General features: G+C 66.1%; 11 protein-coding genes. 2 read left to right on the top strand and 9 right to left on the bottom strand.

Going from position 1 to position 13,217, the window contains the following annotated elements:
• Positions 1 to 2: 2 nt before the first annotated feature.
• Together F3087_RS34550 and F3087_RS34545 are read right to left on the bottom strand one after the other, a co-directional pair.
• A complete protein-coding gene (locus F3087_RS34550; protein ID WP_223885581.1) occupies positions 3 to 749 on the bottom strand; it encodes a HEAT repeat domain-containing protein in 747 nt (248 codons plus the stop codon).
• 64 nt (positions 750 to 813) lie between these two features.
• Positions 814 to 1,176, bottom strand: coding sequence for an STAS domain-containing protein (locus F3087_RS34545; protein WP_150406315.1), 363 nt, complete (start codon positions 1,174 to 1,176; stop codon positions 814 to 816).
• A 306-nt stretch (positions 1,177 to 1,482) separates the two neighbouring features.
• On the opposite strand from F3087_RS34545, the gene F3087_RS34540 reads away from it, so the two are divergent.
• A complete protein-coding gene (locus F3087_RS34540; protein ID WP_150406314.1) occupies positions 1,483 to 1,830 on the top strand; it encodes a MerR family transcriptional regulator in 348 nt (115 codons plus the stop codon).
• Positions 1,831 to 1,857: 27 nt separating this feature from the next.
• Here F3087_RS34540 and F3087_RS34535 read toward each other — a convergent pair whose 3' ends face one another.
• Genes F3087_RS34535 through F3087_RS34520 form a run of 4 tightly spaced genes read right to left on the bottom strand, consistent with a single transcriptional unit; the run spans position 1,858 to position 5,982 of the window.
• Positions 1,858 to 2,868, bottom strand: coding sequence for an ABC transporter ATP-binding protein (locus tag F3087_RS34535; protein WP_150406313.1), 1,011 nt, complete (start codon positions 2,866 to 2,868; stop codon positions 1,858 to 1,860).
• Complete coding sequence (locus F3087_RS34530; RefSeq protein WP_150406312.1) at positions 2,869 to 3,693, bottom strand: carbohydrate ABC transporter permease; 825 nt, start codon at positions 3,691 to 3,693, stop codon at positions 2,869 to 2,871. It abuts the gene before it with no gap.
• Positions 3,690 to 4,604: a carbohydrate ABC transporter permease gene (locus F3087_RS34525; protein ID WP_223885566.1), complete on the bottom strand. Its 915-nt coding sequence runs from the start codon at positions 4,602 to 4,604 to the stop codon at positions 3,690 to 3,692. The genes F3087_RS34530 and F3087_RS34525 overlap by 4 nt, the downstream gene beginning before the upstream one ends.
• The gene (locus F3087_RS34520) at positions 4,597 to 5,982 is read right to left on the bottom strand and encodes an extracellular solute-binding protein (protein WP_150406311.1); all 1,386 of its coding nucleotides are present in this window, start codon (positions 5,980 to 5,982) and stop codon (positions 4,597 to 4,599) included. Before F3087_RS34520 ends, F3087_RS34525 begins: the two co-directional genes overlap by 8 nt.
• A 112-nt stretch (positions 5,983 to 6,094) precedes the next feature.
• On the opposite strand from F3087_RS34520, the gene F3087_RS34515 reads away from it, so the two are divergent.
• The gene (locus tag F3087_RS34515) at positions 6,095 to 9,148 is read left to right on the top strand and encodes an alpha-mannosidase (RefSeq protein WP_150406310.1); all 3,054 of its coding nucleotides are present in this window, start codon (positions 6,095 to 6,097) and stop codon (positions 9,146 to 9,148) included.
• Here F3087_RS34515 and F3087_RS34510 read toward each other — a convergent pair.
• The 3 genes from F3087_RS34510 to F3087_RS34500 are packed head-to-tail and all read right to left on the bottom strand — an operon-like array spanning position 9,118 to position 13,198.
• Entirely contained in the window at positions 9,118 to 10,512 is a 1,395-nt protein-coding gene (locus F3087_RS34510; RefSeq protein ID WP_150406309.1) for a cytochrome P450, read from the bottom strand. The two genes, F3087_RS34515 and F3087_RS34510, sit on opposite strands and share 31 nt — an antisense overlap.
• Before the next feature lie 8 nt (positions 10,513 to 10,520).
• Positions 10,521 to 11,633 carry an alpha-hydroxy acid oxidase gene (locus F3087_RS34505; RefSeq protein ID WP_150406308.1) on the bottom strand — a complete coding sequence of 371 codons (1,113 nt, stop codon included), beginning with the start codon at positions 11,631 to 11,633 and terminating at the stop codon, positions 10,521 to 10,523.
• Entirely contained in the window at positions 11,630 to 13,198 is a 1,569-nt protein-coding gene (locus F3087_RS34500; protein WP_150406307.1) for an NAD(P)-binding domain-containing protein, read from the bottom strand. The genes F3087_RS34505 and F3087_RS34500 overlap by 4 nt, the downstream gene beginning before the upstream one ends.
• Between the last annotated feature and the right edge of the window lie 19 nt (positions 13,199 to 13,217).

Here is a 13,217-nt window from a genome sequence, read left to right as displayed (position 1 = left end):
AGCTACCGACGGTTCGTCGCTGCGCGGCGCACGTCGGGATCGGGATCGGTAGCCAAACAGGCCAACAGGAGCCGGGCTTCGGTGCCGCGATATCGGTGCAACGCCCACGCGAGCGCGTAGCGGACCTCGGAGTCGGCGTGGTCGACGAGGCCCGCGACGTCGTCGATATCGCCACGACTACGCCGACCCAGGCCGTAGAGCGCGAGGACCACGTCGTCATCGCTGGTCGCGTTCCGTAATTGTTCCAGCAGTTGAGGTTTCGTGAGCTCCGGCGGGTCGGTGTCGAATCGGCGGCGCATAACGGCGGCCTTGTATTCTCCGCGCCCCAGGCATGCGGGGCACACGCAAGGCCGCCGGCCGTGCGCGTTCGGTTGATACCGCCAGCCCGTCACCTGCCGCACCTGCCGAACTCGGTGTAGCTCGGTGGGAGCGATCGAACGCGGTATGACGATCTGGTATCCGCGCGGGTCCTCGGCGTGCAGGATCACCGAAACAGCTTCGGCCGCAGTCATTTCCGCACCAGCGTCCGAATAATGCCCGACCTGAACGAGTTCGTTGTCGGGCACCCGGAAATGGACGGCGACGATCAATCGCTGTCCGCCGCGGCGCAACTCACGCAACCACTGATGCGACAGCACATAGGACGGCATGACCGGCATGCAGAACACCCCGCGCCGCCATCCGGACGCGGCGATGCCCGCCCGGCGGATTCGGCGGGCGTTCTTCTCGGGTGTCAGGTGCACGAGCATGGCCACGAGGCAACCGTAGCGATCCCGCGGCGGTGGCGGGTAAGGGTTTTCGCCGGAGGCGGCGTCAGGCGAGGCTCGGGGATTCTCCCGAGGGCAGCGCGGCAGGCAGCGTGTCGAACACGGCGAGCATTCCGTCGAGCCCGGTCACCTCGATCGGCCGCCGCACCTGCGGCGAGGCGACCACCCGCAAACTGCCCTTCGTGAGCTGGTCCAAGGCGAGCAGCAGCACGCTGAGCCCGGCGGACCCGAAGAAACTCACCCCCGAAAGATCGACCACGAGCACCGCCGGCGACCGCTGCAGCGCATCCTCGACCCCGGATTGCAGCTGTGGCGCCGATACCGCATCGACCTCGCCGACGACGGTCAGTACCGCTGCCGATTCCGCCCAGTCCAGGCGTATCTGCAACGCGCGCGACTCGGCGCTCATCGCGCCACCATCGGCACGACGTATTCGCTGACCACGGCCTCGGGGTCGTCCACATGGGTGTGCCGCCCGGCGTAGCTACAGGGAACTGCGGCCATGGCATACCTCCTCGCACAATTTGTTTCGAATGGTGGACCGGGCGGGTCCGATGGCCGGACCCGCCCGGAGCGCCGGGGCTCTCGTCAGCTTCATCGTCATCTAATCAGATAACCTATGCCGGTTGGCATAGATTTGTTGTAGCACTCTCGACATCTGAACGCAAGTGGCTAGAATAGAAAACCTGATCGGTACGCACAGATGAGGAGAGCGATGCAGCAGGACCCCCAGCCAGGATCACATCTGCCCGAACCGAGCCAAGCTGTGTACGGCATCTCGGTGGCCGCCGACCTCGCCGGGATCGGCGTGCAAACGCTTCGGCTCTACGAACGCCACGGCCTGCTCACCCCCGCCCGCAGCGACGGCGGCACCCGCCGCTACAGCGGCGACGACATCGCCCGCCTCCAGCGGATCGCGGCCCTCGCCGCGTCCGGAGTGAACCTCGCCGGCATCGGCCGCATTCTCGATCTCGAAGACACCAACGCCACCCTGCACACCGACAACGACCGCCTCCGCGACGACAACACCGCCCTGCGCACCAACGGTCGAACTCCGGAGTGAGACATCCGGCGGCAGCGCTGGTGTGGGTCAGGGGAGCAGGTCGCCGGACTCTGCGTCGTAGCGGAGGACGCGGTCGGGTTGGGGGATAACCCAGCCGTCGGTGCCCAAGGCGGGCTCCGCTGCCTCGGGGACGATGACGCCTACGGTGAATCCGTCGGCCTCTACGGTGACGAGGGAAGTCGCGCCGAGGTGTTCGACTGTGGATACGGTGCCGTGTAGGGCGTCGTCCACCGCCGTGGCGGAGAAGCTCAGGTATTCCGGGCGGGCTCCCCAGATGACGGACGGTTCCAGTCCGACCAGTTCGCCGGGGATCAGGTTCATGGGGGTGGAGCCGATGAAGTTGGCGACGAAAGTGTCTGCGGGCCTGCGGAATACCTCGCGCGCGGTGCCCAGCTGGCGGATCTTGCCGTGGGACATCACAGCGATCCGATCGGCGAGGGCCAGCGCCTCGGCTTGATCGTGGGTGACGAACACCGTGGTCACGCCGAGTTCGTGTTGCAGCTTCTTCAGGAAGGTGCGGGCTTCCAGGCGCAGGCGAGCATCGAGGTTGGAGAGAGGCTCGTCGAACAGGAAAACTTTGGGATGACAGGCCATTGCGCGCGCCAGGGCTACCCGTTGCTGTTGGCCGCCGGACAGCTCGGCGGGGCGGCGTTCCATCAATCCCTGTAGCGACAGCTGGTCTCCGGTCTCGGTCGCCTTCGCCGCGCGGGTACGTCTGTCGGTGCCGCGCACTTTCAGCGGGTAGGCGATGTTGTCGACCACGGTCATATGCGGGAACAGCGCGTAGTCCTGGAACACCATGGCCACGTCGCGCCGGCCGGGAGACAGCCGGGTGACGTCCCTGTCGTCGATCCGAATCTGGCCGCTGGTCGGGGTTTCCAGGCCGGCGATGGTGCGCAGCAGCGTGGTCTTGCCGCATCCGGAAGGGCCGAGCAGCGCGAAGAATTCACCGTCGTGGATCGTGAAGCTCAGGGCGTCAAGGGCTTTCACGTCGCCGGGAAAGACCTTGGTGAGGTCGGCCAGATCGATCTGCGCCATCTAGGACTTGATCCCTCCGTGGAGCCGGAAGCCGTAGCGCCGGTTGACGAACAGGTACATCAGCACGACCGGGATCGAGTACAGCAGCGAGAAGGCGGAGATCGGGCCGAGTTGTGCGCCGCCGCCCTCGTCGTAGAAGGTGCGCACGACCACCGCGGCCGGTTGCTTGTCCTGGTCGCGCAGCAGCAGGAACGGAACCAGGTAGCTGCCCCACACATTCACCACGGTCCACACCGCGATCGTCGCCAATCCGGGCCGGGCGAGCGGCACCACGATGTCGCGCAGGATGCGCAACGGCCCCGCGCCGAACACCCGCGCCGACTCCTCATAGGATCGGGGCACCGAGTCCATGAAGTCCTTCAGGATGAAGATCGCCGCGGGTAGCAGCCCGCCGGACAGCACCAGCACGACACCGAATTCCTGGTCCAGCAACCCGATCTTCCAGATCATCAGGAAGATCGGCACCATCGCCGCGGTGCCGGTGACCACACTGGACAGCAGTAACAGCAAGTACAGCAAGGCATCTCGGCCGGGAATCCGGACGCGGGACAGCGCGTACGCCGCCAGCGCCGCGCTGGAAACCACGAGCACCATGCAGAAGAACGACAGCAGCACGGAGTTCCACAACGAGCCCATGGTGAGGTCGTTCTCGAACAGCGCCGAAAAATGTTGCAATGTGGGCTTTTTCGGCAGCCTCGGCGCGTATCCGGGGTTGGCGTCGAACGGTGCGGAGGCAAGCCACAGCATCGGCAGCACGAAGAATCCGGTCACCACCGCGACGAAGGTATAGAACCCGATCCGCCCGACGATCTGTCGTGGATTCATCGCGTCCTCCGCCGCAGCAGTCGCAGATAGAACAGTGCGAGCACCAGATTGATCAGCAGCATCAGCACCGACGCGGCGGCGCCGTAACCCAGTGCCCCGTCGTCGATTCCCTGCCGGTACAGGAAGATCGGCAAGGTCTCGCTGCGATGATTCGGCTCGCCCCGGGTGAGCAGGTACGGGGTGAAGTCGTTGAAGGTCCACAGACTGATCAGCAACGTGTTGGTCAGGACGTGCCCGCGCAGGTGCGGAAACAACACGTCCCGCAGGATCTGCGGGCCGGAAGCGCCCGCGAGCCGGGCGGTTTCGAGGTGTGAGGGCGGCACCGTGGACAGCGCCGCCGAGTACAGCAGCATCGAGAACGCGGTACCGCGCCAGATGTTGAACACGATGATGACGGCCAGCGGCTGATGGATCATCCACGCGTATCCGGGAGTGTTCAGCAGCCGGTTGGCGGTGCCTTCGTCGCGGTCGAGCATCGCGATCCACAGCACCGCGACGACGCTGGCGGGCAGGATCCAGGCAAGCAGCACAAGGCTTTCCACCACCGCCCGAACCCAGCGGGCGGCGGTGCGCATCGACCAGGCCAGCGTGAACCCGAGGCAGTTCTGCCCGACGATGGCCGAACCGAACACGAACAGCAGCGTGATCCACACGCTGTTGCCGAACAGCGGATCCTTCAGCGCCTTCGCGTAATTGTCCAGTCCCACAAAGGAAACGTCCACCGACGTCCGCCCGGACACGGTGAGGTCGGTCAGCCCGATCCACAGCAACCACAGCGCCGGGAACACCAGGAACGCCGCGATCAGCAGCAGCGCCGGCGTGACGAACGCACTCGCCCGCCAGCGCCCCAACCCGGTGACGTCGGTGTCGGATCCGCCCTTCGGTACCTCGGTGATGACGGGTTCAGTCACCGGCTACCTTGTCCTTGCCGACCGCCTCCTCCGCCGCTTTGCCATACGCCGCAGCGGCATCCGCCGTGCTCTTACCGGTGACCACATCCAGCGTTGCCTGTGCCAGCGCCTTCGAGACCTTGGTGTACTCCGGCAGCGCGGGCCGCAACGACGTGATCGGCAGGATCTGCTCGGACACGAAGGTCAGCATCGGATCTTCGCCCAGGGCATCGGCATTCACGTCCTGCCGCGCGGTGATCCGTGGCCCGCCGCCGGCGATCAGCGCGCTGAACGCCTCCGGCGAGTTCATGAATTGCAGCAGCTCCCAGGCCATTTCGACGTGTTTGCTCTTCGGGTTGATCACCCGCCCGCCGCCACCGGACACGCTCACGAAGTCCTGGTTGTTCAGTCCGGTCCCCGGTGTGGCCGCGGGGATCTTCGCCCAGCCCACCTGGGTGTCCCGGTCGGCCATGGGAAAGCTGCCGCCGCGCGGATTCAGCACTCCGCGCCAGAAGTAGTCGCTTTCCAACAGGATTCCCACCTGGCCCTTGGCGAACTTCTCGAAGCTCTTCTCCCGGCCCTTCGCGTCCTGCTGCAATTCGGCGTCGCCGAGCTGCTCGCCATACAACGCGCGGTAGAAGTCCAGCACCTTACGGAGTTTCGCGGTGTTGCCGACCCACTTCCCGTTCTCGAACAGGTTGCTGCCCGTGCCGGCCAGCAAGGGCAGCACGCCCTGCGTGGTGGTCGCTTCGCCGAAGCTGGTGCCCGCATTCAGCTGCACCGGAGTAATTCCGGGCACTGCCTTCAGCTTTCGCCCGGCCTCCAGCACCTGATCCCAACTGGTCGGCTGCCAGTCCGCCGGCATGCCCGCCTGCTGGAACAGCTTGCGGTTGAAGAACAGCACCCGTCCGTCGGTCTCCTGCGGGATGCCGTACTGCGTGCCGTTGTAGGAGGTCAACCGCTGCACGGTTTCCGGGATGTGCTGCCAGCCGTCCCACGCCTTGACCCGGTCCGCGCCGACCAGCTCGTCGAGCGGCTTGATCTGCTCGCCTTCGGCGAACTCACCGACCCAGATCCCGTCCAGCGACACCACATCGGCCCCGGTGCCGGTCTTCAGATCCTTGGCGATCCGGCTCTTGTAGTCCTCGTCCGGGACCCCGGTCGCCTGGAACTTCACCTGCACGGTGACGCCCTTGGCCTGCTGCTGCGCCACGAACTTCGGGATGACCCAGTCTTCGATCCATTTCGCCTCGGCCGCGTTCTTCCCGCCCGCCGAGTTGATCGCGTTCGCGGTGATCGTCACCGTGTCCCCACCGCTGTCCGACCCGCACGCCGCCCCTCCCACCAAGAGCGAGCTGACGCTCACCACCGCCGCGAACAACCGCCAGTTCGACGCCATGGATTCCTCCTGCAAGGCAAATCAATACTTACTGTGCCGGAGAATTCACCGCGCTGTCGCAGAATGGGTGCAGTTCGATGATCATGCCCACGATCCGATCGGAGCCACCGCTATGCACGATGACCGTCGGTTGATCGAGAGCCGCCTCGGGCGGGTCCTGTCGGAGCGGATCGCGCCGGCCATCTATCCGGAGTCGGTGCCGCTCACCGCGGGAATCTGGGTGGCGCCGGATGAGCCGGTGCCGGTCGCCGAAGGGTTGGCCGCGCCGCGGACGCCGGTCGGGCCCGGTGCGCAATGGGGTGCGCCGTGGGGGACGAGCTGGCTCACCGTCGAGGGGACGGTGCCCACCGAGTGGGCGGGTAAGACGGTCGAGGCGATCATCGATATCGGTTTCGATCCGAACATGACCGGTTTCCAGTGCGAAGGGCTGGTCTATCGGCCGGACGGATCGCCGGTGAAAGGACTGCATCCGCGTAGCCAGTGGGTGCGGGTCGCGGCGCCGGCGGTTGGCGGAGAACAGGTGCTGCTGCACGTCGAAGCGGCCTCGAACCCGGTCATTCCGTTCTTCGCGCCGACCGCACTCGGGGACAAGCTCACCGCCGGTTCCGACCCGCAATACCGTTTGGGCCGAATGGATCTCGTGGTGTTCGACGAGGAGGTCTGGCAGTTGGTGCTGGATCTCGAGGTGCTCGGCGAGCTGATGCACGAGATGCCGGAGGACCCGGCTCGGCGTTACGACATCGTGCGGGCGATCGAGCGCGCGCTCGACGCGATCGACCTACAGAACGTCAATGCCACCGCGGCGGCGGCGCGGGCCTGCCTGGTCGAGGTGCTGGCCAAGCCGGCGATTCCGTCCGCGCACACGATCTCGGCCGTCGGGCATGCGCATATCGACTCGGCGTGGCTGTGGCCGCTGCGGGAGACGGTGCGCAAGGTCGCGCGCACCACCGCGAACATGGCCGCGTTGCTGGCCGAGGAATCCGAGTTCGTCTTCACGATGTCCCAAGCGGCGCAATACGACTTCATCAAGCAGCATCGGCCGGAGGTGTACGCGAAGGTCAAGGCGGCGGTCGCGGCGGGACGGTTCGTGCCGGCCGGCGGCATGTGGGTCGAGGCGGACACGAATATGCCCGGCTCCGAGGCGATGGCGCGGCAGTTCGTGCACGGTAAGCGGTTCTTCCTGGCGGAGTTCGGGGTCGAGAACGAGGAGGCTTGGCTGCCCGACACGTTCGGCTTCGCGGCCGGGCTGCCGCAGATCATCAAGGCGGCCGGAAGCAAATGGCTACTGACACAGAAGATTTCCTGGAGTCAGATCAATCAGTTCCCGCACCACACGTTCCTGTGGGAAGGGGTCGACGGGACGCGGATCTTCACCCACTTTCCGCCGGTCGACACCTACAACTGCTCGATGCAGGGGCGTGAGATCGCGCATGCCGCACGGAATTTCAAGGAGAAGGGGCGGGCGTCGATGTCGCTGGCGCCGACCGGGTATGGCGATGGCGGCGGTGGGACGACGCGGGAGATGGTCGCCAAGGCGGCCAGGATGAAGAACCTCGAGGGTTCGCCGAAGGTGGTGTGGGACAAGCCTGCCGACTTCTTCGCCAAGGCCGAGGCGGAGTACGAGAACCCGCCGGTGTGGGTGGGGGAGCTGTACCTGGAGTTGCATCGTGCGACGCTGACCAGTCAGGCGAAGACGAAGCAGGGGAATCGGCGCAGCGAGCACCTGTTGCGGGAAGCCGAATTGTGGGCCGCGACCGCCGCGGTTCGGAAGGGCGTCGAGTATCCGTACGCGGCGCTGGATCGGATCTGGAAGACGGTGCTGCTGAACCAGTTCCATGACATTCTGCCCGGATCGTCCATCGCCTGGGTGTATCGAGAAGCTGAGCAGACGTACGCCGAAGTGGCCCGAGAACTTACGGCGATCATCGAGCGGTCCCAATGGGCGCTCGGCGGTGAGCAGGAGGGGCCGAACGTCTTCAATCCGGCACCGCACACGTGGCGTTCGGTGCCGGCCGGTGCTGCCGGTCCGGAGGACTCGGGCGATCCGTGCTCGGTGACCGAGCGCACGGATGGTGGATTCGTCCTCGACAACGGTCTGCTGCGGGTCGAGGTCGATGCGCGCGGACTCGTCGTGTCGCTGTTCGAGGTCGAGCAGCAGCGCGAGACCCTGCCGCCGGGTTCGACCGCGAATCTGCTTCAGCTGCACCCTGATCTGCCCAACTCGTGGGATGCCTGGGATGTCGACATCTTCTACCGCAACCGCGTCACCGACCTCGTCGAAGTGGACTCCATTGCCGCAGAACCGGATTCGAGCAGGATCCGGATCCGCCGCTCGTTCGGGTCCTCCACGGTCGAACAGACCCTGACGTTGCGGTCGGGCGCACACAGCCTGGACATCGACACCACCGTCGACTGGCACGAAACCGAGAAGTTTCTCAAACTCGCCTTCCCCCTGGACATCCACGCCGACCGCTACGCCTCCGAGACCCAATTCGGCCACCTGTACCGCCCCACCCACACCAACACCAGCTGGGAATACGCGAAGTTCGAAGCCTGCAATCATCGCTTCGTCCACTTCGCCGAACCAGGGTGGGGCGTGGCACTCGTCAACGACTCCACCTACGGCCACGACGTCACCCGCACCATCCGCCCCGACGGCGGAACAACGACGACCGTACGTGCGTCACTGCTCCGCGCCCCCCGCTTCCCCGACCCCCAAACCGACCACGGCGCCCACCACTTCCGCCACTCCCTGATCCCTGGCGCCACCATCGGCGACGCGGTCCGCGCCGGCTACCGCATCAACCTCACCCCGCTGCGTCCGGGCGTAGCCGAACCCGTCGCGCCACTTTTCACCATCGACAACGACGCCATAGTCACCAGCGCCGTCAAACTCGCCGACGACGCCACCGGCGACCTCATCCTCCGCGTCTACGAATCCCACGGCGGCCGAGCCTCAGCCCTGATAACCCCCGACTTCGACTTCACCGAATTCCAGGTCTGCGACCTACTGGAGCGACCGATAGACGACACCCCTGCCATCCAGGAAGGCACAGGAGTCCGCTTGCGACTGCGGTCATTCCAGCTCGTCACCCTCCGGTTCGTCCGTGCGTCTGAACCCGCCGCCGGTGAGATCTATGTAGCGGAGGAGGGTTCGCGTGAGTGAGCCACCGGACAAGCCGGTGGCTCGCTGAGATCTTGCTCGGCGAAATGGGTTTCGCAGAGGTGGAGGCGGCGGGCGTCGAGGACCATCCAGGTGCCGAGGATTAGTTGGGTGGTGCCGCGCCAGACGTCTTCGAAGCGGTCTCGGGCTTGTAGGGCGGTGAGGGTGGTGCGGATCCGAGCTGGGGATGGGGGGTTGGTGGTGGAGAGGAGGAGGCAGGGGGCTCGGTGGGGGATGGAGCGGGTGTGGGAGACGGAGGAGCGGAGGTGGTGGTGGGACAGGACTGTTCGGGTTACGGCGCGCATTGCTATCGGGGAGAGGCGCCAGGCTGGGCAGGGGCGGTTGGCGGCTACGCCGAACGGGATGTGGTGGGTGTCTTTGGGGCGGTGGGTGGTCCAGCGGTCGGGGTTGAAGCGGTCGGGGTCGGTGTGGCCGGTGCGTTCGAATTCCTGGTAGTTGAAGCAGAGGACCGTTCCGGTGGGGATGGTGGTGCCGTTCCCGATGTTTATGTCGGCGGTGGTGATTCGGTGGGCGATGCCGAAAAGGGGGAATTGGCGCAGGGTTTCGTCGAGTACGTGGTCCAGGTATTGGGTGTTCGGCTCGGCGAGGAGACGGTCTTGGACGTCTTGGTGCTGGGCGATCGCCAGTAGCAGGTGGGCCATGCCTTCGGACATCTGGACGACGGCGGTGTTGAAGAATGCGCCTTGCAGGTAGTGGGCGCGTTCGCGGCGGTTCAGCGAGCTGGGTAATTGGTGCGGTACGTCGCCGGCGTCGATTCGGTCCAGCAGGTAGCGGGTCAGCCGGTCGCGGCGGCGCATGTGGCGCAGGCCGGTGCATTTCAGTGAGGTGACCACGTCGTCGGCGTTGCCGACGATGAGGGCTCGGGCGTCCGGCGGGCAGGGTTCGCGAAAGACCAACTCGTAGAAGAACTCTGCCCAGATAGGCATCATCAGGTCGCGTAGTCGGACCAGGGTCAGTGGCCGGCGGGGGAGTTCGTCGAGTACTCGGCGGGCGCAGCGGTCCGCGAGGTGCTCGATTTCAGGGGTGGGAAGGGACAGTACCGCGCGGGTGGTGCGGGCCGCCTCGTCGTAGCGCGGGCCGTCCTCGAGGTGTTCCTGGTGTACTTCGGGACCAGGGGCGAGCCAGTACCAGAACAGGTCCGACAGCGCGGCTCCTCGGCTGCGTCCGTTCGCTGCTGGGTCCGAGTACAGCCGCAGGAACAGGTCGGGGCCGCCGCGTTCGCCGGGGAGGGTTATCTCGTTGCTGCCGTTGACTTTCGCGAATATCCACACCCGCAGGGCCACTACTGCCCTCGGCAACCAGCGCGACACCGCCCACAGTGCGCCTGCGGCCGCCAGCAGCGACATCGATCGTCTCAAGACCTCGCCGCCCCTCGTACGGTGACCAGGTCCGCGTTCAGGTCGGACAGATCGGCCACTCCGCACATGGTCAACGTGTGCTCGAACTCCGAACGCAGTGTGTCCAGCACGTCCGTCACCCCTTTGTCGCCGCCAACGGTCAAGCCCCACAACACCGGCCGCCCCACGCCGACCGCGGTGGCGCCGAGGGCCAAGGCCAGCACCACATCCGAGCCGCGCCGGACCCCGCCGTCGAGGTACACCGGAATCCGCCCGGCCACCGCCGCACTGATCGCGGGCAGCGCATCCAGGGTCGCGGACGCGGGATCGAGTTGGCGCCCACCATGATTGGACACGACGATCGCGTCGGCTCCGTGCTCCACCGCCAGGCGCGCGTCCTCGGGGTGCAGAATCCCTTTGAGTACAACCGGAAGCCGGGTGAGTTCGCGAAGGCGACGCAGGTGTTCCCAGGTGAATTCGGCCGACATCGCGATCGACCGGAGCCCGTTTCCGGTCGTGCCCGGCAAGCCGCGCATGTTCTCCGCGTACATCCCCGCCGGCAGGTCGTGGAAGCCGTGGAGGTCCTCCCGGAACCTGCGGCTGCGCACCGGGGAGTCGACGGTCACCACCAGCGCCGTGCAGCCTGCTCGTTCGCCCCGCCGGACCAGTTCCTCGGTCACCTCGGGCTCCGGGTGCAGGTACAGCTGGAACCACACGCGCGCGTCGCGGTCGATCTCCCGGGCGGCCGCGGTCACCTCGCCGATGGGCACCGTCCCGGCCATGCTGGCGATCATGACGAGACCGGCTGCCGCCACACCTCGCGCGGTGGCTCGCTCCCCGTCCGGATGGGCCAATCGGTGAAACGCGGTGGGGCACACGAACACCGGCATGCTGCTCGGATCGCCCAGTAGATCGATCGCGCTGGACCGGCCGGTGGTGTCGCGTAAAACCCTGGGCAGCAACGCGAGCCGCCGGAACGCGTGCTCGTTGTCGGCCAGGGTGATCTCGTCACCCGCGCCGCCGGCGAAGTAGTCGTAGTGCGCGGGGTCGAGCAGTTCCCGCGCCCGCTGCTCCAGCGCGGACAGCGGGCTGCGGCCCGCCTCCGCGGCGCGCAAATGCTCCGAGGTCATCGCGACGGCTCCGGCGCGGGCAGCGCCGTCTCGAGGAAGTCGAAAAGCGGCTTGCGATGCACTGTTTCGTGCACCCACTCGTTCTCGAGATTCTCCGTGATGTGATGTTCGGCGACCTGCTCGCCGTCCCGGTACTGCCGCAACACCGGATGCAGATAACGGCCATCCAAAGCGTTCTCGGCGTCGGACTGCGCGATCCGCTTGGCGTTGATATCGAACGGGTCGACTCGGTCGTGGTCTTTGCCGTACTCCAATGTGATCACGAAGTAGGTGTCCACCTCGCCCAGCGACCCCGCCGTGATCGCGTCCGCAACGTAGTCCACCGGCAGCTCTTCCCAATACCGGGCCGCCCCATCGCGAGTCAGCGTGACGACATCGCCGAGGAACCCGAACAACTGCCACAACGCCGAAGTCCGGTTGACCCGCGCGAGGATCGCCTCACCGACATCATCGGCGGTCCCGGCCAGCTCGCGGTTCGGCCATTCCCGCGCATGCTCGCGTTGCTCCAGAATCCGATGCAATGACCTTGTCCCATAACGGAACCCATGGATGAACGCACTGGTCGACTTCTTGAAATCCCGTACCTGGGTGATCGTGCCCGCGAAGTACAACCCGGGCACATTGACCGACTCCCACGCCGACGTCTGCGCCGGGAAGCGATCGTTGATCGCCAGTTCCGGCCGGCACTCCGGCGCGAAAATCGAAGCGTCGAAACGGAACCCGGTCGCCACGATCACCCGGTCGTAGCGGATGTCCTTGGTCACCTCGTCGGCCCGGGAGAAGCTCACCGTCACCAGGTACGACGAGTCCGACTGCCGGGCAATGTCGATGACATTGCCGTCCAGGATCGCGTTCTGCGACTTCAGCTGATAGGTATCCAGGAAGTTGTTGTTGACCGCGCGCAGATGGCCGAGGAAGTGCGACTGCCAGGCCAGCCGGATGGAATGCGGGCCGGCGACGTGGATGACGGCGGTGGTCTCGATCAGGTTGTCGGCGGTCTCGAAGGCGGAGTTGCCTTTTCCGATGATCAGCACCCGCTGGTCGGTGAAATCCGCTGGGTCCACGGACACTTCGGTGTACAGCTCGGCGGTCTCGATGCCAGGGATCTCCGGGACATAGGGTTTCGAGACCCCGGTCGCCATGATCAGCCGTCGCGCGCGCAGCACGTTGCCGTGCTGATCGACGGCCTCGAATGCGTCGGGTCGGCTGATCCGTTCGATCCGGGTGTCGTACCGGACCGAAAGCTCGTGTCGTGCAGCGAAATCGCCGAGGTAGCGGACCATATCGTCGGCGGCGGGGAAGAAGCGCGGGGTGTATTCCTTGAACAGTGGCCCGGGCAGCAGTGAGTTCCAGTCCATCCGCATGTTCAGCTCGGGATCGTCCCACCCGGTGTGCACCTTGTTGATGGAGATCAGCTGCCGATGCCGGGGATACCGGCTGAAGAACGTGCCGGCCGCCGCTCCGGCCTCGACGATCAGGTAATCGCGACCGGCCGCCTGTAAATGGTGGCCCATCTGGAGACCGGCCGGACCCGCGCCGATGATCAGGTAGTCGAGCTCTGCCAAGGTCTCCTCCAAATGTCGT

Source organism: Nocardia colli, from assembly GCF_008704205.1.
GTDB lineage: Bacteria > Actinomycetota > Actinomycetes > Mycobacteriales > Mycobacteriaceae > Nocardia > Nocardia colli.
The sequence above is the reverse complement of the archived record's forward strand: the minus strand, read 5'-3'. Positions and strand labels throughout refer to the sequence as shown.

Coding starts and splice junctions, on each gene's coding strand:
- F3087_RS34550 (WP_223885581.1), bottom strand. CDS start 749: ATGCTCGTGCACCTGACACCCGAGAAGAACGCCCGCCGAATCCGCCGG.
- F3087_RS34545 (WP_150406315.1), bottom strand. CDS start 1,176: ATGAGCGCCGAGTCGCGCGCGTTGCAGATACGCCTGGACTGGGCGGAA.
- F3087_RS34540 (WP_150406314.1), top strand. CDS start 1,483: ATGCAGCAGGACCCCCAGCCAGGATCACATCTGCCCGAACCGAGCCAA.
- F3087_RS34535 (WP_150406313.1), bottom strand. CDS start 2,868: ATGGCGCAGATCGATCTGGCCGACCTCACCAAGGTCTTTCCCGGCGAC.
- F3087_RS34530 (WP_150406312.1), bottom strand. CDS start 3,693: ATGAATCCACGACAGATCGTCGGGCGGATCGGGTTCTATACCTTCGTC.
- F3087_RS34520 (WP_150406311.1), bottom strand. CDS start 5,982: ATGGCGTCGAACTGGCGGTTGTTCGCGGCGGTGGTGAGCGTCAGCTCG.
- F3087_RS34515 (WP_150406310.1), top strand. CDS start 6,095: ATGCACGATGACCGTCGGTTGATCGAGAGCCGCCTCGGGCGGGTCCTG.
- F3087_RS34510 (WP_150406309.1), bottom strand. CDS start 10,512: ATGTCGCTGCTGGCGGCCGCAGGCGCACTGTGGGCGGTGTCGCGCTGG.
- F3087_RS34505 (WP_150406308.1), bottom strand. CDS start 11,633: ATGACCTCGGAGCATTTGCGCGCCGCGGAGGCGGGCCGCAGCCCGCTG.